Annotated in this window: 15 protein-coding genes, 3 tRNA genes and 1 pseudogene; all 19 read right to left on the bottom strand. The window is 40.8% G+C overall.

Translation table 11 applies throughout. The features are described from left to right. A pseudogene (locus Q0064_RS03260) lies at positions 1 to 7,142 on the bottom strand (hypothetical protein); the annotation flags it as partial. A 626-nt stretch (positions 7,143 to 7,768) separates the two neighbouring features. Further along, positions 7,769 to 8,074 carry a DUF3467 domain-containing protein gene (locus Q0064_RS03255; RefSeq protein ID WP_094485376.1) on the bottom strand — a complete coding sequence of 102 codons (306 nt, stop codon included), beginning with the start codon at positions 8,072 to 8,074 and terminating at the stop codon, positions 7,769 to 7,771. A gap of 67 nt (positions 8,075 to 8,141) precedes the next feature. Next, a complete protein-coding gene (gene rpoC / locus Q0064_RS03250) occupies positions 8,142 to 12,455 on the bottom strand; it encodes a DNA-directed RNA polymerase subunit beta' (protein WP_094485377.1) in 4,314 nt (1,437 codons plus the stop codon). A 131-nt stretch (positions 12,456 to 12,586) separates the two neighbouring features. Next, a complete protein-coding gene (gene rpoB, locus Q0064_RS03245) occupies positions 12,587 to 16,399 on the bottom strand; it encodes a DNA-directed RNA polymerase subunit beta (protein WP_094485378.1) in 3,813 nt (1,270 codons plus the stop codon). A 122-nt stretch (positions 16,400 to 16,521) separates the two neighbouring features. Continuing rightward, entirely contained in the window at positions 16,522 to 16,893 is a 372-nt protein-coding gene (rplL, locus tag Q0064_RS03240; protein WP_094485379.1) for a 50S ribosomal protein L7/L12, read from the bottom strand. Between the two features lie 63 nt (positions 16,894 to 16,956). Beyond that, positions 16,957 to 17,451: a 50S ribosomal protein L10 gene (gene rplJ, locus Q0064_RS03235; protein ID WP_094485380.1), complete on the bottom strand. Its 495-nt coding sequence runs from the start codon at positions 17,449 to 17,451 to the stop codon at positions 16,957 to 16,959. 23 nt (positions 17,452 to 17,474) lie between these two features. Further along, complete coding sequence (gene rplA / locus Q0064_RS03230) at positions 17,475 to 18,164, bottom strand: 50S ribosomal protein L1 (protein ID WP_298144210.1); 690 nt, start codon at positions 18,162 to 18,164, stop codon at positions 17,475 to 17,477. Positions 18,165 to 18,172: 8 nt separating this feature from the next. After that, entirely contained in the window at positions 18,173 to 18,613 is a 441-nt protein-coding gene (rplK, locus tag Q0064_RS03225; protein ID WP_094484842.1) for a 50S ribosomal protein L11, read from the bottom strand. A 71-nt stretch (positions 18,614 to 18,684) separates the two neighbouring features. Then, entirely contained in the window at positions 18,685 to 19,239 is a 555-nt protein-coding gene (gene nusG, locus Q0064_RS03220) for a transcription termination/antitermination protein NusG (RefSeq protein WP_094484843.1), read from the bottom strand. A gap of 10 nt (positions 19,240 to 19,249) precedes the next feature. Further along, entirely contained in the window at positions 19,250 to 19,444 is a 195-nt protein-coding gene (gene secE, locus Q0064_RS03215) for a preprotein translocase subunit SecE (RefSeq protein ID WP_094484844.1), read from the bottom strand. Between the two features lie 18 nt (positions 19,445 to 19,462). Continuing rightward, positions 19,463 to 19,533, bottom strand: a tRNA-Trp gene (locus Q0064_RS03210). 57 nt (positions 19,534 to 19,590) lie between these two features. Then, positions 19,591 to 20,784: an elongation factor Tu gene (gene tuf / locus Q0064_RS03205; protein WP_298144202.1), complete on the bottom strand. Its 1,194-nt coding sequence runs from the start codon at positions 20,782 to 20,784 to the stop codon at positions 19,591 to 19,593. A gap of 48 nt (positions 20,785 to 20,832) precedes the next feature. Then, a tRNA-Thr gene (locus Q0064_RS03200) sits at positions 20,833 to 20,904 on the bottom strand. 179 nt (positions 20,905 to 21,083) lie between these two features. After that, positions 21,084 to 21,165: transfer RNA gene (locus Q0064_RS03195), tRNA-Tyr, on the bottom strand. 163 nt (positions 21,166 to 21,328) lie between these two features. Then, positions 21,329 to 21,631, bottom strand: coding sequence for a ribosome-associated translation inhibitor RaiA (gene raiA / locus Q0064_RS03190; protein ID WP_298144198.1), 303 nt, complete (start codon positions 21,629 to 21,631; stop codon positions 21,329 to 21,331). A gap of 24 nt (positions 21,632 to 21,655) precedes the next feature. Then, the gene (locus Q0064_RS03185) at positions 21,656 to 22,543 is read right to left on the bottom strand and encodes a tyrosine-type recombinase/integrase (RefSeq protein ID WP_298144195.1); all 888 of its coding nucleotides are present in this window, start codon (positions 22,541 to 22,543) and stop codon (positions 21,656 to 21,658) included. Positions 22,544 to 23,060: 517 nt separating this feature from the next. Further along, positions 23,061 to 24,926, bottom strand: a complete 1,866-nt coding sequence (locus tag Q0064_RS03180) for a sensor histidine kinase (protein ID WP_298144192.1) — start codon at positions 24,924 to 24,926, stop codon at positions 23,061 to 23,063. Positions 24,927 to 24,966: 40 nt separating this feature from the next. Next, positions 24,967 to 25,863: a transposase gene (locus Q0064_RS03175; RefSeq protein WP_298144189.1), complete on the bottom strand. Its 897-nt coding sequence runs from the start codon at positions 25,861 to 25,863 to the stop codon at positions 24,967 to 24,969. A gap of 55 nt (positions 25,864 to 25,918) precedes the next feature. Then, positions 25,919 to 26,305, bottom strand: coding sequence for a hypothetical protein (locus Q0064_RS03170; protein ID WP_298144186.1), 387 nt, complete (start codon positions 26,303 to 26,305; stop codon positions 25,919 to 25,921). Positions 26,306 to 26,357 lie beyond the last annotated feature (52 nt).

Genomic DNA, 26,357 nt, shown 5'->3' with positions numbered 1-26,357 from the left:
TCTGTTGCTTGGTTGTAGTTACCGCCAAAGATTGCTCCCACTGTAGAAGATGGCGCACCATTCGACCACGCTGTACCATCCCAAGTAGTTGAGTTAACAACAACTTGAAGTGTTGTTACATCGGCACACTGACCTGAATCAGGCGTAAACGTATACGTAGTTGTAGCCAAGTTATTCAAGGCCGGAGACCAGCTTCCTGTAATACCATTGTTTGAAGTCGTTGGTAACGCAGGAATTGTTGTATTGTAACAAACTGCCGCTACTGGAGTGAAGGTCGGAACCGTTAATGCGTTTACAGTTATTGTAACTACATTACTGTTCGCCGAACTACATACACCGTTGGTAACAACCGCACGGTAGTAACGAGTAGCTGTTAAAGTACCCATTTGTGCAGCCGTTAATGTAGCTGCAGTAGCTCCAGAAATGTTAGCGAAATCGTTGTTATCAGAAGATACTTGCCATTGGATTGTACCTGTATTACCTGTTAAAGTGATATTAGCAGGTTGTGTACCTGTACAAATGGTTTGATCTGATGAAGCTGCACCAGCAACAGACTGGTTAACAACAACAACCGTCGACGCTTGAGCCGATGAACAGCCAGTGACAGGGTTAATAGCAACAACATTATAAGTACCCGCAGTATTAACAGTTGCAGTTAAAGTAGGGTTTCGTAATGATGAGGTGAACCCGTTTGGACCAGTCCACGAGTAATTCATTAAAACTGGCGAATAGGTTATACTCTGACCATTTGTTAAGCTTGCAGTATTAAAACTGTATTGAAAAGCTTTAGTCGCTGAAATATTCAAACCAATAGTTGCGCTGGCACCCGCATCTTGTGCAACAGCACCAAAAATAACATCTGGATAAACTAAGTGAATCTGACTAGTTGTTAAATCCAGTTGAATCTGAAAAGTAATTGTACCTGTACCAGCAGCATCAAAATGATCTTCGTTAGTCCATTGAACTATGTATGTATTCCCTATCTGTTGTGTTCTAATGCTTCCACCTGATCCCGGAGTCATATCATCCCAATAAGCACAAATAGCTGCAATACTACTACCTACAACATTCGAAGCAATTCCACCAGGAAGGGTAATGTCTGCATCAGGACCAAATCCAACAGGCAGCGCTAAATTAGTGTAATTTAAGTCACCCGCAGTTGCTCCGAAAGCAAAAATACCGTTGTTGCCTACTCTTGCCGTTGTATAGTTAACACCCGCGTAAGTAAATGATGGTATAGTTAAATTATGCTCTGAATCATCTGCTAAGGTGCCCGTTACAGCAGTACCTGTTGTAGAAATATCAATAAAAGAAATTCCACTATTATCAGTAACTGTATAGTCATTTGTAAAAACGGCAGATGCTGTCAAATTAATTGGAGAACCGACGCATACAGGAGAATTAGAACTAGCCGTTGGTGTAATTGGCGCAGGGTTTACTACTACCGTCACTGTTGAAACCGTAGAGGTACAACCATTTGCAGTTGCGGTAAAACTATAAACCCCAGCGGCTGCCGCTGTTACATTTGTGATTGTTGGGTTTTGTAAACTTGAAGTAAATCCGTTTGGACCTGTCCATGAGAACGTTGTGCCAATATTAGTTGTCCCTGTTAATGATAGAGTCTGACCAACGCAAACTGGACTATTGCTGCTTGCAGTTGCGGTTGGAACAGGATTTACAGATACTGTAACCACATTAGAAATTGATTCTAAACTACCAGTACTACAAGTAACTACCAATCGATAATAAGTTGTAGTTGAAATAGTTCCTGTTGAAGCATTTGCGTAAGAAGTTAGCGCACTGCCCAAATTTACCGGAGTAGTAAAAGCAGCGTCTGTGCTACTTTGCCACTGATAAGTGGTACCAAGCCCTCCTGAATAACCTGTTGCCGATAATGTTGTACTACCTGAACCACAAATTATTGATGTTGCTGCGCTAGCCGTTCCCGCATTTGCAGAATTACAAGTTGAAATTGTAACATTGAAGATCCCAAGCGAAGGGGTAGCCGGACGAGTTGCACAATCAATATCTGTTGGTGTAAAGGAATTTAAATTAGCCCCACCAGTGGAGATAGCCAAATTCGCAGAATCATCTAATAATCGTAAATTAGTTCCACTTACGAAAGCAGGATTACCATTCAATGAATTTGCATCTTGGCCTATTGTAGTTTGTATACCAGCTAAGTTAGCAACATCTGTGCCCGCCGCAGTAGCCAGGGATCCTACTTTTGCGAATTTAGCTTGAACACCTGAAGTAAAGTAATTATTGTTGTTAAGTGTAAGATTAGTATACGTATTGTAAGCAAAACCAATAGCATAGGACCCAACTCCTAAAGTCGTAGCCGACCCAGAAACAGCTGAGTTAACTATAATATTGTTTCTGATATCAACTGAAGGATTATTACCTCCAATTGCGATACCAAAATTAGGTTGACTTCCGCCAGTTTTAGATCCTGACATCGAAATGCTATTATGGTAAATGCGGGTTGTACCAGCACCTCCACCATGATATATCGATGCACCGAAGTCTCCTACTGTACCATTAGAGAATACATCTACTAAACTATTATTAGCAATTAAATTGGTACTACTATTTGTAGCAGTAACAACAACTATTCCAGCAGTTGAATATGTGGATGCACCATTGATATTGCTTATAAAATTGTTTGTGATCGTATAATTTGTTACCTCGTTACCAGTGATTGTTGATGTACTTATGTCTGATATACCTAAAACAATTCCGAATGCATCTCTGTTACCTGATGTATTCGCGTTAGTAACATTTGATATCGTGTTCCCAGTTATTGTAAGATTATCTTCAAAACTAGCAGCTATACCAGAAAAGTTCATTTGAAGACCTCCAGTTCCTGCAATAGTATTCAATCTAAAAATATTACCGCTATTTTTATTTGAAATACTATTTCCAGTAGTTGCTATACCATTCTGAGCTCTATTTAAAGAGTTGTTCTCAACAATGTTGTTATTGTTACCTAGACCTGCCGAAGTCTGACCAATTCCAACGCATGCTCTTGTTGTTTGGTTAGTATTTCCGTTTAAGATTAAGTTTCTAACAATGTTGTTTGACGCACCGTTGGTTCCCGAATTTTGGAGTACAATAACCGCAGATAAAGTACCTGTATTTGTATTTGAAATTGTTAAATCGCGACTTGCTTGAACTAGTGGACAAACAGAGTTTACCGTTGATGAAATAGAACCGTCGATGATAACACGATCAGCCGCATTCAACACAATGATTCCTGTTGCAGATGAGCCTGTAATTGTTGTACCTGCATTTTGTGGTTTAATCGTAACGGTATGCGGAGCAGCGAATTCGTTCAGTGCAATTGTTCCGTTTTCACCAGTCAAATTACCATTTATCTGAATTGTAACATCGCCCGTAACCGCACCATTGTTGATTGCCTCGAATGCACCTCCTGCTAATGTAAGCGATGGATAGGTACAGCCCGAACTACAAACGGTAATTAAGCCTGAGATACTGTTTACAATGTTATACGAATTAATTGTTCCTGTAATTGGAAAAGCAGCAGCTGTAAGTGCAACAGACGCTGGCTGAGCAGTAAACTGCCCTGAATTTATACCAACCGTAGGAGCAGCAGTGTCTTGTGCCACAACAAAATACTGAATGACATCCCCAACAGTAACAGAACCTGATGAAAGCAAGCTGTAATCGATTGTAAATGTAAAAGGCGAAGTTGTATTTGTGGCTTCTACGAACTTCCAACCCGATAAATCATTTGTATCTGTAGATTTTTTGAAATACAGACGAGGCCTTGTACCTGCCGTCGTATTTACTCCTGTAGCATCTGTAATGGAAATTCCAGAAACAGCACGAGTACTTTCGACAACACCATTCGTAAGATTGCTATACGAAATTGTTGGTGCTACCAAATCAAGGAGTGTTCCAGCAAATTCGAAAGCACCAATATCCGGCGTCGATGTATTTCGCGTAGTACCGGCAAAATCCGTAGTTATACCACTTACAGGTGTACCTCCGCTTTCCAATTGTGTAGCAACAGCAGTATTAATGTTCAAGAAATTAGTATTCGCTCCGGTTGTGCTAGCAAAAGGTGCATTTTCGGCAAAAGAAGCGTTATCTCTTGCAGAAACACGCGTTCTGTACGCTACAATAGTTTGGTCGGTATTTATGCCATCTGTAAAAATAACATTACTTGCACTTGGTGTGCCTGCAAAGAAATTATTGTTATTTGATGCCGCTGTGTAAGTAGTTAAGGTTGTTGATGATCTCCTGTATGCAACCGTTAAACCAGCACCATTGGCCGTAGAAAGGTTTACGAAATTGTTGTTTCTAAGCGTTAAAGTAAGGCTAGTCACTGCTGAAATGGCACTGGACCCGAATAATGCTCCTGTACTTGTTGCAGAAAGACGAACCGTATTGAAAAAGGCAGTAACTGTTGTACCGCCAGTAATATTGATACCAACTACAGCATTCGCTGCATTTGCTGCGGGGGCGCGTAAATCACCAATTACGTTATTCGAAGCAGTTAATGTTGTCCCGCCTTCGAAATTTATACCAGAAACAAGAGGGTTTGTACTTGTAGAGGATAAATCATAAACCTTATTACCAGTAAATGTTATTGTTGCGCCCCCACTTGTTCTAAGCCCAAGCACAACCCCCCCTGTTCCGCCAGTCGAACCAGTACTATTTAGACTATTAATCGTATTTCCAGATGCAACAACAGTTCCTGTGGATACGGAAATACCGCGAGCGGAAAAACCGCCAGCACCTCCAGCTGTTGTCGTAAAATTAGAAATAGTGTTACCCTGAAAAGTTTTTGTTCCCGAATTTCCAAACTCTGCAATGCCTGTTAATATACCAGTAGTAGGCGTTGAAAAATTGCGAATCGTATTGTTACTTGCCGTGACATTTACCGCCGAACTAAACGAGTAAATACCATCGATTGAGCCTGTAGAAGTTGCCGCTGTCCAACTCATACCATCAATCAAGTTGTTGTTGACTGTCCAATCTGTTGGACTAGTCGTTTTAATGATTCTCCAAGAACCACTTGCTCCACTTCTCACTAAATTAGTGATAGAATTGTTGTTGGTTGTTACAGAAACTGGGCTTCCGGTTTCAATCATTACGTGAGTGCCTGTACCCGCTAAGTCTCCACCACTAACACGCGTTATGCTATTTCCATTAATGTTTACAACTGCAGCTGTACCGCTGTTATTGATTGCTGTGTAGACACCAGATGTTGCCGTTGTATAATTAACGTTAACCGTGTTATTGTTTATAGTTACCGTATTAGAAGCCGCTGTTGAACCGATCCCGTTGTCAATCGCGTTACAGATATTTGTTGTTCCAGCGCTTTGAATGGTAACTGTATTGTTGTTAATCGTAGCGTTTGCGCTTGTTCCAGCTTGCGCGAAGATGCCTCGTAAAGTAAATGGGTGATTAACCCCAGTACCATTGTTATTGTTTACAGTATTGAACGAAATATTCACCGACCATTGGTTATTCACTCGAATACCCGCTGATGGGTTAGTAGCACTTGCAGCACCCCCAAAATTAAGGATTGAATTTCCGGTTGCAAGCGAAGTTCCTCCAATATCGTTATTAAGATCACCTAAGAATGTTGTTGCTGTTGGCGCAGGACCTACCCCAGAGCTAGCAGCAAAACCAATGATCGCGATACCAACATTCCCTCCGTTTGTGGTGTTACTGCGGAATGTATTGTTTGAATTAGTACCATTAGTAGCTAAAGTTCCGCCGTTAGTTGGTGTAAGTGCAGTAGTAGCCGCTATCGCTGTTGAATTTACCATTAAAATACCAACAGAACCATCAACCATAGGAAGAGATTGGGTAGCATTGTTAATACGTTGCATGTTAAACACGCAATTTCGAACAGTATTAAAATTACAACCATCGCCAGCACCTGCTTTAAAAAATCCTAACCCAAACTCCATAGTTGCTGGATTTGTTGTGTTTCCATCTGTAAATGTGATACCGTCGAAAGTAACATAATCTGACCCTCGTACGCTAAAAATTCCGTCTGGCGCAGCTGAAGCAGGTGTAGCTGTTCCCACACCGGCATTGATAACTGGGTTTGCACCAGCTCCGTTTTTAATAAATGAAATGGTATTCGTAGCAGTACCGGTTGCCGTTAAAGCAATTCCAGTTGGAGGTGCAGTTTCTGTATGACCTGCATTGATGTAACAATTCACTGCTCCTGTAATTGTCCCTGCGTTTAAAGCTGTTACAAAAGACGCTAGTGTTGGATAGCAATTGCTTGGGACAACGTAATCTCCTGCAAAATTTGATGCACTACCAGCACCTTGCGTATAGTTGTAATTTGTACCACCATTGTTATTAAGGTTGAGCGTAGCCATGTCGTGCGCTGTCTGCCCGTTGGCGGTAACATCTGCATTGATCTGAGCTAATGTTTTGTTACTTGAGTAAACATAAAAACTTACGTTACCAGCACTTCCTCTACAAGGAATAAAAGCTGTACCAGAAGTTCCGACAAATGTAACTTCGGCCAAAGTAGAGGTCACGTAGTTATCGAAAGTATAGCGCACATAAACGTTCTCACCCGCCGACGGTGCGGTAGATGTTGTGATAGTTACTCTTGAAGCGCTATTCGTATTTGCAGGTGTAGTAAAAGATACATTTGAGATAGTCACTGGATTAAAAGTGGTCTCTAATAACTGCATGATATTATCACCAGCATTACTCGTTACGTTAAATGTGTAGTAATTTCCACTCGTTATTGCAGGAAGCAAGCCGTCGGCTCCTCCTCCATTGCTATTAAATCGTGCACCATTTGCGAAGGTGGTTGGGATATATGAATTTACCGACAAGGTGTTACCGCCGGTGTAGGGTCGCCAACATGAGGTGTAACTAGGCGAGCCAGTAGTACCAATGTGGAAAGCCCATCCGGTGGTACTTGCATTAACGGTCTGGTTCGACTGAAAACGCGCTTGTCTGAACGTCGGGGACATTACAGAAAGAGTAAAGCGCGAATTACTCGGCGCTGGATTCGTATTGCTTAAACCAGTAAACAAAACCGTTGGTTGGGAATAAACCCCAGACAAGGTAACCAGATAAAGCATTAACGTAAATTTCCAGCTCTTCTGAAAAAGTCGTAAAAATTGATTCATAAAAATAGTTTTAAATTTTTTAAGGCTCCCGTACTTTTATCATTAAAAAACTGAGAAATACGCAGGCTTCTAGAAAAAAAACGGACTACAAAGTAAAGGCTTTATTACAATTTAGTAAAGAAAAGTTATAAAATTTTATTCCGAAAACGTTTGCGTGTTAAGAAATTTCGGCAAAAGAACAAAATCACCGACGAACTGCTTAATAGCGGCGGTATTTGTCTAAAAATTGTGATTTACTTGTCGTTCCTAGCAAAAACAATTGCCTGTTAGAATCGTTTTTTGTGCACTTTTTTCCGTGTTAGCGACAGCAGTGGAAATAAAAAGCGGTTTTACCGTAGTGAAATGGGCGGCGAAGAGGCGATTTTATGAGCCCACGCAGCGCCCAATTGAAGTAGGTAAAACCGCTTTTTATTGCAACGAATGGCGCGGCGGCGGTTATTGGATGTCTGCGAAGCGAGTGGGATTGATTACGCCGCAACACCCAAGAGGAAGCGAGAAGCGAGAAGTTAGAAGTTAGAAGCTAGAAGTTAGAAGCTAGAAGCTAGAAGCTAGAAGTTAGAAATTAGAAGCGAGAAATGAGAGGCGAGAAACCAAAAAAATCGCCCGGGGAGAGCGATTTTTTGATTTTAAGCCTGACCTGTTGGTCCGAAATTTAATGGAATTTGCGGATGTCCGGTATCTTTAATTGCTCCGTGCGTAGCTTCGAATCGTTGAATATTCTCGGCTAAGGCAGCTACCAATCGTTTTGCGTGTTGCGGTGTTAAAACGATACGCGACTTTACTTTGGCTTTAGGGACGCCCGGCATTAGCGTTACGAAATCGACTACAAATTCAGAATGTGAATGGTTGATTATCGCAAGGTTACTGTAAATTCCTTCTGCGGTTGCTTCGTCGAGTTCGATATTAATTTGTTGTTCTTTTTGATCGCTCATAATAATAGGTATTAAAAAAAGCCTGACGTTGCTGTCAGGCTTTGTAAATATAAGTGATTTTTACGATTTAGCTGCTGTAGTTGTATTCTTCTTTTGCTGCCATAAGCTCGTTAAAATCTTCTTTTGAACCTACGATAGTGTGATCGTAAGCGCGCATTCCGGTTCCTGCAGGAATTCTGTGTCCTACAATTACGTTTTCTTTCAAGCCTTCCAAAGTATCCACTTTACCAGCTACTGCGGCCTCGTTCAATACTTTAGTAGTTTCCTGGAAGGACGCTGCCGAAATAAACGACTTGGTTTGTAGCGAAGCTCTTGTAATACCTTGTAAGATTGGCGTAGCTGTTGCGGTGATTACATCGCGGGCCACAACCAAATTCTTGTCTGAACGCTTCAAAAGCGAATTTTCGTCGCGTAATTGTCGAGGCGATACGATTTGTCCTGGCTTCAAGTTATCTGAATCACCTGCATCTTCAACCACTTTCATTCCGTAGAGCTTATCATTTTCCATGATAAAGTCTTTTGTATGAATCAATTGATCTTCTAGGAATAAGGTATCTCCTGGATCTTGAACTTGAACTTTACGCATCATCTGACGAATCACTACTTCAAAGTGCTTGTCGTTGATTTTCACCCCTTGTAGACGATATACTTCTTGAATTTCGTTCACCAAATACTGTTGAACAGCTGCTGGACCTTGAATTCTCAAAATATCGTCTGGTGTGATGGCACCGTCCGACAATGGTACACCGGCACGCACGAAGTCGTTTTCCTGTACCAAGATTTGGCTTGATAATTTCACCAAATACTTCTTCACTTCACCGAATTTCGATTCGATAATGATTTCGCGGTTACCACGTTTGATTTTTCCAAAGGAAACCACACCGTCGATTTCAGAAACTACAGCTGGATTTGATGGGTTACGTGCTTCGAGAAGCTCGGTAATACGTGGTAAACCTCCGGTGATATCGCCTGCTTTTGAAGAACGACGTGGGATTTTCACAAGAATTTTACCTGCTTTAATCTTCTCACCGTCTTCTACCATAAGGTGTGCACCTACTGGTAAGTTGTACGAACGAATCAACTCGTTGTCTTTACCGTAAATCAATAAGGTTGGAATTAATTTCTTGTTACGACCTTCCGAGATCACTTTTTCTTGGAAACCGGTTTGTTCGTCGATTTCAACAACAAACGATTGTCCTTGCTCTAAATCTTCGTAAGCAATCTTACCTGTAAATTCAGAGATGATTACCCCGTTATATGGATCCCACTTACAGATAACAGCTCCTTTTTGTACCGAATCGCCGTCTTTTACAAAGATGCTTGAACCGTAAGGGATGTTATGTGTATTGAGGACAATTCCTGTTTTTTCATCTACTAATTTCAATTCCGTTGAACGAGAAACAACGATGTCTACAGTGTTTCCTTCGTTATCTTCTCCTTTAACTGTTTTAAGATCTTCGATTTCTACGCGGCCATTGAAACGAACTACGATGCTTGACTCTTCCGAGATTCCACCTGCCACACCACCTACGTGGAACGTACGAAGTGTAAGCTGTGTACCTGGCTCACCAATCGACTGTGCAGCGATAACACCGACAGCTTCTCCGATTTGGGTCATACGACCTGTAGCCAAGTTACGTCCGTAACATTTAGCGCAAATACCTTTATGTGCTTCACATGTCAATGGAGAACGTACTTCTACGCGCTCAATTGGCGATTGCTCGATTACTTTAACAACAGCTTCGGTAATTTCTTCACCGGCTCCAACAATGACTTCGCTAGTTAATGGGTTGATAACGTCTTGAAGCGCGACACGTCCAAGGATACGCTCGCTCAGCGATTCAACAATTTCTTCGTTTTTCTTCAAGGCTGTGACTTCAACACCACGAAGTGTTCCGCAGTCGTCTAGATTTACAATAACGTCTTGAGAAACGTCGTGTAGTCTTCGTGTTAGGTAACCCGCATCCGCCGTTTTAAGAGCGGTATCGGCAAGACCTTTACGTGCACCGTGCGTTGAGATGAAGTACTCCAAAATCGAAAGACCTTCCTTAAAGTTAGAAAGAATTGGGTTTTCGATAATTTCTCCACCACCTGCTGTCGATTTCTTAGGCTTAGCCATCAAACCACGCATACCGGTAAGCTGACGAATTTGCTCTTTCGAACCACGCGCTCCAGAATCAAGCATCATGTACACCGAGTTGAAGCCTTGTTGGTCTTCACGGATGTTTTTCATCGCTAATTCGGTAAGCATAGCATTGGTTGATGTCCATACGTCGATTACCTGATTGTAACGTTCGTTATTGGTAATCAGACCCATGTTGTAGTTCATCAAGATACCTTCCACTTGCTCGTTAGCATCGGCGATAAGGTTTTCTTTTTGTTCTGGGATTTTGATATCGCCCAAAGAGAACGACAAACCACCTTTAAACGCAAAGCGGTAACCCATATCTTTGATGTTGTCAAGGAAAGCGGCAGTTGTAGGCACATCGGTTACCGAAAGGATTTTTCCGATGATATCACGCAAGCTCTTTTTTGTAAGAACTTCGTTGATGTAACCTGCTGCTTCAGGAACTACTTCATTAAATAGAATTCTACCGGCAGTTGTTTGGATGATTTTGTATACTAAATCGCCGTTTTCATTGAAGTCTTTTGCACGAATTTTCACGCGTGCATTCAACTCTAATTTTCCTTCGTTTAATGCGATATTCACTTCTTCTGCAGAGTAGAATGTTAGGCCTTCACCTAAAATTTTGTGCTCTGGAGTTGACAAACGCTCTTTAGTCATGTAGTACAAACCAAGAACCATGTCTTGAGAAGGTACGGTGATTGGCGCTCCGTTAGCTGGGTTAAGTATGTTGTGCGATGCTAACATCAATAACTGCGCTTCAAGGATTGCTTCTGGGCCAAGTGGCAAGTGCACCGCCATCTGGTCACCATCAAAATCCGCGTTAAACGCCGTACACACTAATGGGTGTAATTGAATCGCTTTTCCTTCGATTAATTTAGGCTGGAACGCCTGAATACCCAAACGGTGCAAAGTAGGAGCACGGTTTAGCAATACTGGGTGACCTTTAATTACGTTTTCAAGGATATCCCAAACAACCGGCTCTTTTTTATCGATAATTTTCTTAGCCGACTTAACGGTTTTCACGATTCCACGCTCAATAAGCTTACGAATCACGAATGGTTTGTAAAGTTCGGCAGCCATATCTTTTGGCAAACCGCACTCGTATAATTTCAATTCTGGTCCAACGACAATTACCGAACGTGCTGAATAATCGACACGCTTACCAAGTAAGTTCTGACGGAAACGACCTTGTTTTCCTTTTAGGGAATCCGAAAGTGATTTCAACGGACGGTTTGATTCTGTTTTTACTGCAGAAGCTTTACGTGTGTTATCGAAAAGTGAATCTACAGATTCTTGTAGCATACGTTTTTCGTTACGTAAGATTACTTCTGGAGCTTTGATTTCCATCAAACGCTTCAAACGATTGTTACGGATGATCACACGACGATACAAATCGTTCAAATCGGAAGTTGCGAAACGACCACCATCTAGAGGCACAAGCGGACGCAATTCTGGCGGAATAACCGGAATTACTTTCATGATCATCCACTCTGGACGATTTTCGCGGTTTTGGTTTGCTTCGCGGAACGATTCTACAACTTGCAAACGCTTCAAGGCTTCGGTTTTACGTTGCTTTGAAGTTTCGTTGTTTGCGCTGTGACGCAATTCGTACGACAAGGCATCCAAATCGATACGTGCCAATAAATCCATAATACATTCAGCACCCATTTTGGCGATGAATTTGTTAGGATCGTTGTCATCGAGATATTGGTTGTCTTGCGGCAAGCTATCCAAAATATTCAAGTACTCTTCCTCAGTAAGGAAGTCGAGTCTGTTCAAGCTTTCTCCGTCTGGACCTTTTGCAATACCGGCTTGAATCACTACGTATCTCTCGTAGTAGATAATCATGTCCAGTTTTTTCGAAGGCAAACCTAGGATGTAGCCAATTTTATTTGGAAGGGAACGGAAGTACCAGATGTGAGCGATAGGCACCACTAGGTTGATGTGTCCGACGCGGTCTCTACGTACTTTCTTTTCGGTAACTTCAACACCACAACGGTCGCAAACGATTCCTTTGTATCGGATTCTTTTGTACTTACCGCAGGCGCATTCAAAGTCTTTTACCGGACCAAAAATTCGCTCGCAAAACAAACCATCTCTTTCGGGTTTGTGTGTACGGTAATTAATGGTTTCTGGCTTCAATACTTCGCCGCGAGATTCGGCTAAGATTGACTCCGGAGAAGCAAGTCCGATAGAAATTTTATCGAATCTTTTGATGGTGTTCTTCTCTTTATTATTTCTGTTGTTCATCATAGTTACAACTATTGATTTTTTGAAATTCTTGTTTTTTTGCTTTCGCGAATCTTGGTTTTCGATTAGTCAAAAACTAAGGAGTCGATTTTATTGCTAAAATCAGTTGGCCCGAAGAATATTCGGGCGAACTGTTACTCTTCTAAACGAATATCGAGACCGAGACCTTTCAATTCGTGCATCAATACGTTAAATGACTCAGGTAAACCAGGTTCTGGCATCGTTTCGCCTTTTACGATTGCTTCGTAAGTTTTAGCTCTTCCGATTACGTCGTCTGATTTAACGGTAAGGATTTCGCGGAGTGTGCTCGATGCACCATACGCTTCAAGTGCCCATACCTCCATCTCTCCGAAACGCTGACCACCGAATTGCGCTTTACCACCTAACGGTTGTTGCGTAATCAATGAGTAAGGTCCGATAGAACGTGCGTGCATCTTGTCATCCACCATGTGTCCGAGTTTCAACATATAGATGACACCTACAGTTGCTGGCTGGTGAAAACGCTCTCCGGTACCACCATCGTACAAGTAGGTGTGTCCGAATCGTGGAATACCTGCTTCGTCGGTAAGCTCATTGATTTGATCAAGAGTTGCTCCGTCGAAAATTGGCGTTGCAAATTTCTTACCTAACTTTTGTCCGGCCCATCCTAATACGGTTTCGTAAATCTGTCCGATGTTCATACGAGAAGGTACCCCTAGCGGATTCAATACGATATCTACTGGTGTTCCGTCTTCCAAGAACGGCATGTCTTCGTGTCTTACGATACGAGCAACAATACCCTTGTTACCGTGACGACCTGCCATCTTATCACCCACTTTCAACTTACGTTTCTTAGCGATGTATACCTTAGCTAATTTCAAAATACCTGCTGGAAGTTCGTCGCCCACGGTAATGGTGAATTTCTCTCTTCTCAAAGCACCTTGCAAGTCATTCAATTTGATTTTATAATTGTGAATCAAATCGTTGACCATTTTATTAGTTTCGTCATCGGCAACCCACTGACCTTTACTTAAGTGTGCAAAGTCTTCCACAGCGTGTAACATTTTTAGGGTATATTTCTTTCCTTTTGGAAGTACTTCTTCTCCTAAATCGTTCATAACGCCTTGTGAGGTTTTTCCGTTAACGATGTTGAACAATTTTTCAACCAATTTGTCTTTTAATTCAACAAATTTGGTTTCAAATTCCATTTCAAGACTACCTAAATCGTCTTTGTCTTTGGTACGCTTACGCTTGTCTTTTACAGCTCTCGCGAAAAGTTTCTTATCCAAAACAACACCGTGTAGTGAAGGTGAAGCTTTTAACGACGCATCTTTAACATCGCCCGCTTTATCACCAAAAATCGCGCGAAGAAGTTTCTCTTCTGGTGTTGGATCTGATTCTCCTTTTGGCGTGATTTTACCGATTAGAATATCGCCAGGTTTTACCTCTGCTCCTATTCTAATCATACCATTTTCGTCCAAATCTTTGGTAGCTTCTTCAGAAACGTTTGGTATGTCGTTGGTAAGTTCTTCGTTGCCTAATTTTGTATCACGAACATCTAATGAATAGTCATCGATGTGAATTGACGTGAATATATCGTCGCGAACAACTTTCTCAGAAATTACAATCGCATCCTCGAAGTTGTATCCTTTCCATGGCATAAACGCCACTTTAAGGTTTCTACCTAAGGCTAATTCGCCGTTTTGAGTAGCGTATCCTTCAGAAAGCACCTGACCTTTAACTACGCGATCGCCTTTTCTTACGATAGGCTTCAAGTTAATCGTAGTCGATTGGTTGGTTTTTCTGAATTTAATCAGATTATATGTTTTTTCATCTGGGTCGAAAGACACCATACGTTCTTGCTCAGTACGATCGTATTTAATCGTGATGATGTTTGCATCAACGTATTCTACAACTCCATCGCCTTCAGCGTTGATAAGTACACGAGAATCAGAAGCTACTTGACGCTCTAATCCAGTACCAACAATTGGTGCTTCTGGACGGAGCAAAGGAACTGCCTGACGCATCATGTTTGATCCCATCAAGGCACGGTTCGCATCATCATGTTCTAAGAATGGGATTAAAGATGCGGAAATCGAAGCGATCTGGTTCGGAGCAACGTCTGCGTAGTGAATACGTGACGGTTCTACAACTGGGAAATCGCCTTCCTCACGTGCAATTACACGGTCGGCAAGAATGGTTCCATCAGCACCTACTTCGATGTTTGCTTGCGAAATCATTTTACCTTCTTCCTCTTCAGCAGAAAGGTAAATTGGCTCTGAATGGATATCGATTTTACCGTTTTCTACTTTGCGGTAAGGCGTTTCGATAAAGCCCATTCCGTTTACTTTCGCATACACACCCAAGGAAGAAATCAAACCGATGTTCGGACCTTCCGGAGTTTCAATCGGACATAAACGTCCGTAGTGCGTATAGTGAACATCACGAACCTCGAAACCAGCGCGCTCACGAGATAGACCACCTGGTCCGAGAGCTGATAAACGACGTTTGTGCGTAATTTCAGCAAGCGGGTTGGTTTGATCCATGAACTGTGATAACTGGTTGGTTCCGAAGAACGAGTTAATCACAGACGAAAGTGTTTTTGCGTTGATCAAATCGATCGGTGTAAATACTTCGTTATCGCGAACGTTCATACGCTCACGGATAGTACGGGCCATACGCGCCAAACCGACACCAAATTGTGCTGAAAGTTGTTCGCCTACGGTTCTTACACGACGGTTTGACAAGTGGTCGATATCATCGATCTCAGCTTTTGAGTTAATCAACTCAATAAGGTACTTCACGATGGTAATAATATCTTCTTTGGTAAGCACTTGCTTTTCCATAGAAATATCGAGACCAAGTTTTTTGTTCATTCTGTAACGACCAACTTCACCTAGGTTATAGCGTTGATCTGAGAAGAACAATTTATCTATGATGCCACGAGCAGTTTCTTCATCAGGTGGTTCTGCGTTACGCAACTGACGGTAAATGTGCTCAACAGCTTCTTTTTCAGAGTTTGTTGGGTCTTTTTGTAAGGTATTGTGGATGATCGCATAATCCGCTTGGTTCGAATCTTCTTTGTGAAGAAGGATCGACTTAACGTTTGCTTCAATGATTTCTTCCACATTATCTTTATCGATGATGGTATCGCGGTCGAGAATAATTTCGTTACGCTCGATAGATACTACTTCACCTGTATCTTCATCAACGAAATCTTCGTGCCAAGTGTTCAAAACACGAGCAGCTAATTTACGTCCGATGTATTTTTTAAGACCGGTTTTAGAAACTTTAATTTCTTCTGCAAGGTCGAAAATCTCCAAGATATCTTTATCTCTTTCGAATCCGATGGCACGGAAGAGCGTAGTCACTGGAAGTTTTTTCTTACGATCGATATAGGCGTACATTACGCTGTTGATATCGGTTGCAAATTCGATCCAAGAACCTTTGAAAGGAATTACACGAGCCGAGTATAATTTAGTACCGTTGGCGTGGAACGACTGTCCAAAGAAAACGCCTGGTGAACGGTGTAATTGAGAAACAACAACGCGTTCAGCACCATTAATAACAAAAGTACCGCTCGGTGTCATGTAGGGAATAGTCCCTAAATAAACATCCTGAACAATCGTTTCAAAATCTTCGTGTTCTGGATCAGTACAGTACAATTTCAAACGTGCCTTAAGTGGAACGCTGTAGGTAAGTCCTCTTTCGATACATTCTTGGATGCTGTATCGCGGTGGATCAACGAAATAGTCGAGGAATTCCAACACGAACTGGTTTCTGGTGTCCGTAATTGGGAAATTCTCCATAAAGGTGTTGTATAAACCTTCGTTCCCTCTTTCGTCAGACTTGGTTTCCAGCTGAAAGAAGTCTTTGAAAGATTTCACCTGTATGTCTAGAAAATCCGGGTAATCTGGGATATTCTTAGTCGAGGCGAAATTTAGTCTTTCGGTCTGATTTGTTATCATCAATGGACAAAATTTTGATTTAATAATTGTAAAAAAGGCCGTATAAAGTACTTATACGAAAAATGGTTTAGGTCATTGGAACGCATCCAAGACCTAAACCTGAAAACAAAAACTGTTTATGCTTACTTAAGCTCAACAACAGCTCCGGCTTCTTCTAAAGATTTTTTCAAGCCTTCAGCTTCATCTTTAGTAACACCTTCTTTAACGTTTGTTGGAGCGCCGTCAACTAAGTCTTTAGCTTCTTTCAATCCAAGACCTGTAAGTTCTTTAACTGCTTTAACAACTGCTAATTTAGAAGCACCTGCATCTTTCAATACTACAGTGAATTCTGTTTGCTCTTCAGCAGCAGCACCAGCATCACCACCACCAGCAACAACAACAGCTGCTGCAGCAGGCTCGATACCGTACTCTTCTTTTAATATAGTTGCTAAGTCGTTAACTTCTTTAACTGTCAAGTTAACTAACTGTTCTGCGAATTGTTTCAAATCTGCCATTTTTTCTATCGTTTAAAATGATTTGTAAAAATTATAATTTATTAAGTGTGCGCTAAATTGTGGCTACGCTGCGTCTTCGTCTTTGAATTGATTCTGAAGAGCAGAGATAACGCGTTGAGCCGGAGATTGAAGCAATCCGATGATTTCTCCAATAAGTTCCTCTCTTGATTTGATCGTTGCAAGCGCGTCAAGTTGGTTATCGCCAATATAGATATCGTTGTTGATGAAAGCACCTTTAAGGATTGGCTTGTCAGCTTTTTTACGAAATTCTTTGATGATTTTACCTGGAGCATTTGCTACGTCGGCAACAAGAATAGAAGTATTTCCTTTAAGAACAGATGGCAAATCGCCGTAGTTGTTCTCAGAAGCTTCCATTGCTTTTGCTAGAAGGGTATTTTTAACTACTTCCAACTTAATTCCTGCTTTGAAGCAAGCTCTACGCAGGTTTGAAGTTGTTTCAGCATCTAATCCTGAAATATCAGCTAAATAAACGATATTTGAATTAGCCAACTGGGCAGTCAAATTCTCAATTGCTAATGATTTTTCTTGTTTTGTCATTTCTTAGAAATTTAAACTACCAATTAAACAGCCTTAGGATCTAGAGCAATCGCAGGACTCATAGTGCTTGACAAGTGAATGCTTTTGATATAAGTTCCCTTTGCTGCGGTTGGCTTAAGTTTGATTAATGTTTGGATAATTTCGTGTGCATTGTCAACGATTTTGTCAGCATCGAAAGATACACGACCAATTCCTGCGTGAACAATACCTGTCTTATCTACTTTGAAATCGATTTTACCAGCTTTCACTTCTGCCACAGCTTTCGCTACATCCATAGTTACAGTACCGGTTTTTGGGTTTGGCATCAAGCCGCGTGGACCAAGAATACGTCCCAAAGGACCTAATTTACCCATTACAGCAGGAACGGTGATAATTACATCAACATCAGTCCAACCGTCTTTGATTTTTTGTAGGTATTCATCAAGACCTACATAATCAGCTCCAGCAGCTTTAGCTTCAGCTTCTTTGTCTGGAGTCACTAATGCAAGTACTCGTACATCTTTACCAGTTCCGTGCGGTAGCGTTACTACGCCACGAACCATCTGATTTGCTTTACGCGGATCTACACCTAACTTAACAGCGATATCAACAGACTCGTCGAATTTCGCTGAAGCAACTTGCTTAATTAAAGCAGATGCATCCTTAAGATTGTAAAGTCTGTTCTTTTCAATCTTTGCAGCAGCTTCTTTTTGTTTCTTCGTTAATTTTGCCATTGCTTCTGTTATTTAAGAGGTGATTCCCCAGTTACAGTTATTCCCATTGATCTGGCAGTACCAGCGATCATGCTCATTGCAGATTCAATTGTGAACGCGTTTAAGTCGACCATTTTGTCGTCTGCAATTGTTCTGATTACGTCCCAGCTTACGCTAGCAACTTTCTTACGATTTGGTTCACCAGATCCGGATTTAAGCTTAGCAGCCTCCATTAATTGAATGGCAGCAGGTGGTGTTTTAACGACAAAGTCGAATGACTTGTCTTTGTACACAGTAATTTGCACTGGGCAAATTTTGCCGGCTTTATCCTGAGTTCTCGCATTAAATTGCTTACAGAACTCCATGATATTAACTCCAGCAGCACCTAAAGCAGGTCCGACCGGTGGCGATGGGTTCGCAGCACCTCCCTTAACTTGTAGTTTAACTACTTTACTAATCTCTTTAGCCATTGTTTAAAAATTATGTCCGACACCTAATTGGAAGCTATATGCCGAACGGATTTATTGTTTGTAACAAAAAATTATACTTTTTCAACTTGCATGAAGCTTAATTCTAGTGGTGTCTTTCTACCGAAAATTTTCACCATAACTTCGAGTTTACGCTTCTCTTCGTTTATTTTTTCAACGGTTCCGTTGAAACCGTTAAACGGCCCGTCGATAACCTTAATCGTTTCGCCAACAGTAAAAGGAATTGCGTGTGAGCTATCTGCTTTCACTGATAATTCATCTACTTTGCCTAGCATACGATTCACTTCGCTTAAACGAAGCGGTACAGGATCGCCGTTTTTAACTTCACCTAAAAATCCGATTACTCCGGTGATACTTTTGATGATGTGCGGGATTTCACCTGCTAGATTAGCTTCGATCATCACGTAACCTGGAAAGTACACACGTTCTTTAGTGATTTTCTTTCCTTCACGCACTTGGACTACTTTTTCAGTAGGAACAAGTACTTGAGAGATATAGTCGGCCATACCCAATCGGTTAATTTCCGTTTCGATATAGTTTTTGACTTTATTCTCTTGTCCGCTGATAGCTCGAACAACGTACCATTTCTTCACATTGGTCTCTGTCATGGTTGTTCTGTTATTTTAACACCGTAAAAATTGCTGCTAGACCTTCTTCAAAAAGCTTGTCTACACCAGCGGTCGCTAAAGCAAACACTACAGAAAAAACAGCAACAACTACTGTATATTTTTGCACGTCAGCCCACTCTGGCCAGGTAACATTTGTTCTGAGCTCTTCGAAAGCTTCTGATATATAGTTGGTTACTTTTGACATATTGTTGATGTATTATTGCACGGGCGGAGGGATTCGAACCCCCATCAACGGTTTTGGAGACCGCTATTCTACCCTTGAACTACGCCCGTATTAAAAACCAGCAGCATCGCAAGACACTGCTGGTTCTGTTTATTTATTTACAGTAATTACTCGATGATTTCAGTAACCTGACCTGCACCTACTGTACGACCACCTTCGCGGATAGCGAAACGTAGACCTACGTTCATTGCGATTGGGCTCAACAAAGCAACCTCAATTGTCAAGTTATCACCTGGCATTACCATCTCTACTCCAGCAGGAAGTGAAATAACTCCTGTTACGTCAGTTGTACGTACGTAGAACTGTGGACGGTAGTTATTGTGGAATGGTGTGTGACGACCACCTTCTTCTTTTTTCAAGATATACACCTCAGCTTTAAATTTAGCGTGTGGTTTAACTGATCCTGGCTTGATAATAACCATACCACGACGGATATCTTTCTTATCAATACCTCTCAACAACAAACCTACGTTATCTCCAGCTTCACCTCTGTCAAGGATTTTACGAAACATCTCAACTCCAGTGATTGTTGAAGTAAGTTTATCCGCACCCATACCGATGATTTCTACTGCATCACCTGTGTTAGCAACACCTGTTTCGATACGACCTGTAGCAACAGTACCACGACCAGTGATCGTAAATACGTCTTCTACTGGCATCAAGAAAGGCTTAGCGTTGTCACGTACTGGCTCTTCGATCCAGTTGTCAACAGCTTCCATCAATTCAAGGATTTTAGGAACCCAGTTTGGATCTGCGTTCAAACCTCCTAAAGCAGAACCTTGGATAACTGGTCCGTTATCTCCGTCATACTCATAGAAAGACAACAAATCACGGATTTCCATTTCAACAAGCTCTAAAAGCTCAGCATCGTCAACCATATCCACTTTGTTCATGAATACAACGATACGTGGAATACCTACCTGACGTCCAAGAAGGATGTGCTCACGTGTTTGTGGCATTGGTCCGTCTGTTGCAGCTACAACAAGGATAGCTCCGTCCATCTGAGCAGCACCAGTAACCATGTTCTTTACGTAATCCGCGTGACCTGGACAGTCAACGTGTGCGTAGTGACGGTTAGCAGTTTCGTACTCTACGTGAGACGTGTTGATAGTAATACCTCTTTCTTTCTCTTCAGGAGCGTTATCGATCTGGTCGAAAGATTTCGCAGCTGTTTTAGAGAAACCTGCCTCAGCTAATACTTTAGTGATTGCAGCTGTCAAAGTAGTTTTACCGTGGTCAACGTGACCAATAGTACCGATGTTTAAGTGCGGTTTGGAGCGATTAAAATTCTCTTTTGCCATTTTACTTAGTTTTAATCTTAGTTTAAATTAGTGTTCAAAAATCAATTGAGCCAATGACGGGATTTGAACCCGTGACCTCTTCCTTACCAAGGAAGCACTCTACCCCTGAGCTACACCGGCAAGGTAAATTTAGTTATTCATGTTATTGACGATTTAGGTAGTAAACCGCCGCAGCTTTTAACTGCTCGATTGCATTCTTTCGTTTGCAATCCTGCACCGGCGAACCGGTGCTCAAACTTTTGTTTCGAAAAATCCTTGAGAGCAGAAGCTCTCAGACATTTTTCTTCAACAAAAGTTTGTGGGGAGAACAGGATTCGAACCTGTGAAGACATAGTCAGCAGATTTACAGTCTGCCCTCGTTGGCCACTTGAGTATCTCCCCTATTGTTGATTTTTCCAATAAATTAAGGAACTTCTTAACCTTTGTTCACGACAACAAACCCATTTTTTGAGTTTAAGCCATAAAAAAAGTCCGCTATTTCTAACGGACTGCAAATGTAGAGGTTTAAATTATTTAAACAAAAGAATTTTTAAAAAAGTTTAAATCAGGAATGTGCTCTAATTTTTTCCTTTCTTTTTACAAGTAAACGCTCGGCCGATTCCGCCGCAACTTCAATGGCTTCTTCGAATGTTCTGCACTGTTTCTTCACCATAATATCGTCACCAGGAACATGAATTTTCAATTCCAAGATCTTATTCTCTTTTTCGCTGGTATTATCAACTTTCAAATACACGTCGGACGCCACCACACGATCGTAATATTTCTCTAATTTATCTAATCTTGCTTGAATAAAAGCGACGAGTTTTGCGTCAACAGTGAAGTTGACTGCGTGAACATTTACCTTCATAATTAAATTGTTTTTATTAGACTTTTACGTCTCAGAACTTCTCGGATGCGCTTTAGCAAAAACTTTTTGCAACTCAGCTAAACTGCTGTGTGTATATACTTGTGTTGACGCTAAACTCGAATGACCGAGTAATTCCTTGACAGAATTTAGATCCGCTCCGTTGTTTAAAAGATGGGTCGCAAACGAGTGTCGAATAATATGCGGGCTCTTCTTTGTTTTCGCGGAGACATTACTAAAGTACGTATTTATTGTTCGATACACAAAAGATTCGCTCAATTTAACGCCATTTTCGTTCACCAATAACTTAGTATCCGCATTTTCAGGACGGCAGAGCAAATACTCGCGAATGCGTTCTTTAACAACTGCTAGTAATGGTACGATACGCTCTTTGTTTCGTTTTCCGACAATTCGCAAAGTTGACGCTTGTAAATCAACATCTTGTAGTTTCAAATTAATGAGTTCAGCACGACGCATGCCCGTGGCGTAGAAAAGCTCTAACAACAGACGCTTTAACTGCTCATCGTACGTCTTTGGAGTTCCGAACAATTCAAAAACGTCGTATACTTCGGTTTCAGAAAACGGCAGTTGCAACCTCTTAGCAACTTTTAAAGGCTGATGCTTAGCCAGCGGATTCGTTTCCAACTGTCCGACTTTCATAAGAAAACGAATAAAAGTGCGTAAAGTGGAAATCTTTCTGTTAATACTGCGGTTGCTTATTCCGCGATCAACTTCACCAACGATAAAGGAACGAATTAACGGATAATGCAAATCGCTCCAACTATCTAACTGATATGTCGAAACCAAAAACTCCGCTATTTGTTCCAAGTCGTCAAGGTAGGCTTTTGCTGTTAGCACAGAATAATTCTTCTCTAACAACAAATAATCCTTGAATTTGTGAAGCAATTCTTCCATAGCGCGTGTTTACATCTCAAAAGTACAGATTAATCAGCTTTTACAACTAATCGTTTCCTCTAAAGCAGCTGCTCCAAAAAAGATGCAACTTCAATAAATCAGATTGAGCAATTAAATTGATTCGACTTTTTACCGCATTGCGTCTTTGAACTCACGTATTAATTTGCCAAACGATGTTTTTGCTTCAAACAAATACGAACAAGAAACCTTAAAATAAAAAAAGACGGCTCGAAAACCGTCTCTTCTTAAAAACTACTACTACATGTATTTTAGTTTTTTTCACAACTAATCATTAACTAAAGAAAACTACTAAAAACAAGTCTCAAAAAAATCAGTCGGTTGAATGCCCCTTCCTTACGACTTTGTTCAAAAGTGTAAAAAAAAGTAGCATCACGCTATAACTTTGGTACGAATAACACAAAAATGTATACGTTCGACATCGATAAAAGCATAGCTGCATTATTTTATAAGGAAAGCCTTACAAGTGTGCGGATTTACGTATTCGTTTGCTGAAATCCTAAATTTTAAAATCAAGCGTAAATATTGCCCAACCGTTCTCATCTTTGTACGAAAAATCGGCACTCATCTGTTCTACTAAAATGCGAATAAGTCGAAAACCGAAGCCATTATCATGATCTTCAATGCCCGATTTCAAACCCACTCCATTATCGGCATAGGTAACTTGAAACTGCGCGTTAGTTGAAGAAATCCCGACGCGAATCACGCCTTCCGATCGATCTTTAAACGCATACTTAAAAGAATTGGTTGCTAATTCATTTAAAATCAAACCTAAAAATATTGCTGTGGATACATCAAGCGTAACATTGTTATCGTCGATTTCTATTTGAACAACCGTATTCGACGTTTGAAATGTTTGCACCAACGAATCAAATAACTGACGGGTGAAATGATGAAAATACACCTGATCGTTTTCTAAATCTTGGTATAAATTCTCATGAATCAATGCCATAGACTGAATCCGGTGTTGCGATTCGGTTAATACAGCCTTCACTTCCTCGTCTTTGCTGGCGCGTGCTTGCAAGAATAACATACTCTTCAAGGTCGACAAATTATTTTTTACCCGATGATGCACTTCTTGCAACAAAGTTTGCTTTTGCAGCACCAAGCGCTCGAGTTGCAAATTCGACTCCAACAGTAATTTGTTGTTGCGCTGAATTCTTCGATACGACAAAACAACTACGATAGTGATGACGATCAACGAAAGTAAAATAACTAAACCTATATCGAACTGCAAGGTTTTCTCCCGCAGCTCCATAGCCGCGAGTTTGTTCTTTTGCTTTTCGTCGCGCACTAAAGCTTCTTTTTTATCGGCCTGATATTTTATGTTCAACGCCGCAACTTGCGATTCGCGCTCTTTATCTTTAATCGCTTTTAAAACAGCGTTGGCTTTCGAGAAATAAAAAATTGATTGCTCGTATTTACCCAATTTCTGATTAGCTGTTGCTAAATTTGAGTATACTTCTTCATTCAAATACAAATCGTTTCGCAAGTACAATTCTGCCTTTTTAAAGTAATCGAGTGCCTGCGCATACTTTTTTAAATTTAAGTAATAGCGCCCCTGGTTGTTGCATACATGTGAGTAATCGATGTATTCGGCTCTGCGCAACCAAATACCTTCGGCTTTTTTAGCGTAATAAAAACAACTGTCGGTTTCGCGCCTTTTCCAAAAACAATCGGCCAAACTCGACCAAGCAAAGGCCATCGAAATCGAATCTTTGGTTTGCTTTGCAAATTTCGACGCCATTTGCAAATAGATAAACGCACCGTCGATTTTATTGCTTTTGAGTAGGTAATTTCCGTAAACACGATAGGTATATTCTTTTGCAGGCAAATAATCGGTTCGTTTTGAAGCGGCTACGGCACGCAAGTAGTATTCTTCGGCTTGCTTGTTCAGTTTTAAAAGCGCCAGATTATCGGCAACAGACAAATTAATACTGGCAATCTGAATGTCGTTTTTCGATTTCTCGGCATAAACCAAGGCTTCGAGTGTGAGCTTAGTTGCTTTGTTGTAATCGCCTAAAAGTTGATAGGTATACGCGCGATCATTAAGCAAAAAAGCTTTTAAGCGGTAATTGTTTTTGGGTAAGTACGTATTGCATAAGTCGTACATATACAAGGTCGAATCGAGCTTTTGATGGTGCTCGTAACCGTCGCCCATATATTTATAGGTATAAAAAGCGGCTAAAGTGTCGCGTCGTTTGAGTGCCCAGGGCAATGCTTTTTTGAAGTAGAATTTTGTAGAATCGAGGTATTTGCTGTAGCGGTATTCCTTTAATTTTGCGGTATACGGCGTTTTGCCTTCTTGCGCCACTGCACATAAGGGCAACCACAACACCAAAAGCAACTGTAGGTTAAACTTCAAGAATAAACGCTTTAAACGGGTCACGTTAAAAAATTGGGGACTAAGCAAAAAGCTTTTCCATTCTAAAGAGGAAGAATTTCACATCTATTACACCTCTTAGGTTAGCTCTAAATAGCTTTATTTTTGAATTGAATGATTCTGCATTCGCGTTTGTGTGTCTGTTTGTAAAGAAGTTCAGAATAGTTTCCAAGTTGTATTTTATGCTTTTTGCTGCGGTATTGAAGTTTTCTAATTTCAAGGTTTTTGTTTTTTCAATCCAGTTTAGGAACTGCATTCGAGCACTTTCTTTTTGATTTTGTTCGTAAATAGCTCGGAATTCCATGGTGTGTTTATAGGTCAGATGCAATTCAGGATAGTGCTTGAATAGTATTTCAGCTCTACACTTTTGATCCGCTGTCCATAAGTTTGGTGTTTTAGTTATGACGTACCGACTTCTAGCGAGCAATTGCTTGGGCGTATCGCCGTTTTCTAACAAAGTAGCTGTATATTTTTTGCCTTGCTCTTTTGCCAGCTTTATGGCTTGATTCTCTTTTTCAATAGCCTCCCATCTGAGTTTGATTCTTTGGTGTTGTAAGGCCTCAACAACTAACTTGACCACATGAAACCGATCGGTAACTAGCCGGCTCTCTGGAAAGGCCATTTTAGCGGCTAATTGCATGGTACTTGCCATATCAAGGGTTATTTCTTTTACTAATTTCCGTTTAGCTAATGGTATTTTGTGCAGTATTTCAATTAGTTCTTTACTCTTGGTTCCCTTAATGCAGGCAACTAAAGTTCGCTTTTTAGCGCAACCTTCCTTGTTGGTCACAAAGGTATAAAGCTCTCCTTTTGACAAACTAACTTCGTCGATACTTAAGTAGGAACCAATATTTTCTGGATAAATTAAATAATCCTCAGCATGGATTAACTGGCTCCATTCTTTAAAACCACTTACCACTTTCTTGTAATGACGGCGCAGCAAATCCGCCTTAACGCCGTAGTAACTAGCAATATTACTTATCGTATCTTCTCGGGTCTCGACCTGTATCTTTTAAAAAATCAGAAAGCTCAACTGTTAATTTTGAACCTTCTGTTATAAACGAATAATCATTTTTAATCTCCATTGTTCTATCAATCTTATTGCGCCAACGACGTCTACGAATACACAAATAAGCCGCTTTTCCCCGAATGGGAAAATCTTGAACAGTGACTGGATCATAAAAACCTTTTGATTCAAAATCATCCCGAGAATAGCCTTTAGGTAAAGAGTTTTTTTCATCTAAATAAATCACAAAACAATCTTTCTTTGTACCTAAATCACCGAGCTCTTTGAAATCTACAACATCAAAATGCGCCAATAAACCAAATGGTAAAAATGAACTCAATATCGAAAAATCCACAACTTTTTTTATACGAAACTAAGCATTCTCCCCAGAAAATTAATGTGAGCCC

This window comes from Flavobacterium sp. (assembly GCF_027490375.1).
Lineage (GTDB): Bacteria > Bacteroidota > Bacteroidia > Flavobacteriales > Flavobacteriaceae > Flavobacterium.
Note: the sequence above shows the minus strand (reverse complement) of the source record. Positions and strands in the feature narration are given on the sequence as shown.

Bases quoted from the DNA above. Each gene is read 5' to 3' on its own strand.
- nusG (WP_094484843.1), bottom strand. From the start codon at position 19,239: ATGACAGAGACCAATGTGAAGAAATGGTACGTTGTTCGAGCTATCAGC.
- rplJ (WP_094485380.1), bottom strand. From the start codon at position 17,451: ATGACAAAACAAGAAAAATCATTAGCAATTGAGAATTTGACTGCCCAG.
- rplL (WP_094485379.1), bottom strand. From the start codon at position 16,893: ATGGCAGATTTGAAACAATTCGCAGAACAGTTAGTTAACTTGACAGTT.
- Q0064_RS03255 (WP_094485376.1), bottom strand. From the start codon at position 8,074: ATGAGCGATCAAAAAGAACAACAAATTAATATCGAACTCGACGAAGCA.
- raiA (WP_298144198.1), bottom strand. From the start codon at position 21,631: ATGAAGGTAAATGTTCACGCAGTCAACTTCACTGTTGACGCAAAACTC.
- rplA (WP_298144210.1), bottom strand. From the start codon at position 18,164: ATGGCAAAATTAACGAAGAAACAAAAAGAAGCTGCTGCAAAGATTGAA.
- tuf (WP_298144202.1), bottom strand. From the start codon at position 20,784: ATGGCAAAAGAGAATTTTAATCGCTCCAAACCGCACTTAAACATCGGT.
- rplK (WP_094484842.1), bottom strand. From the start codon at position 18,613: ATGGCTAAAGAGATTAGTAAAGTAGTTAAACTACAAGTTAAGGGAGGT.
- rpoC (WP_094485377.1), bottom strand. From the start codon at position 12,455: ATGATGAACAACAGAAATAATAAAGAGAAGAACACCATCAAAAGATTC.
- Q0064_RS03185 (WP_298144195.1), bottom strand. From the start codon at position 22,543: ATGGAAGAATTGCTTCACAAATTCAAGGATTATTTGTTGTTAGAGAAG.
- rpoB (WP_094485378.1), bottom strand. From the start codon at position 16,399: ATGATAACAAATCAGACCGAAAGACTAAATTTCGCCTCGACTAAGAAT.
- secE (WP_094484844.1), bottom strand. From the start codon at position 19,444: ATGTCAAAAGTAACCAACTATATATCAGAAGCTTTCGAAGAGCTCAGA.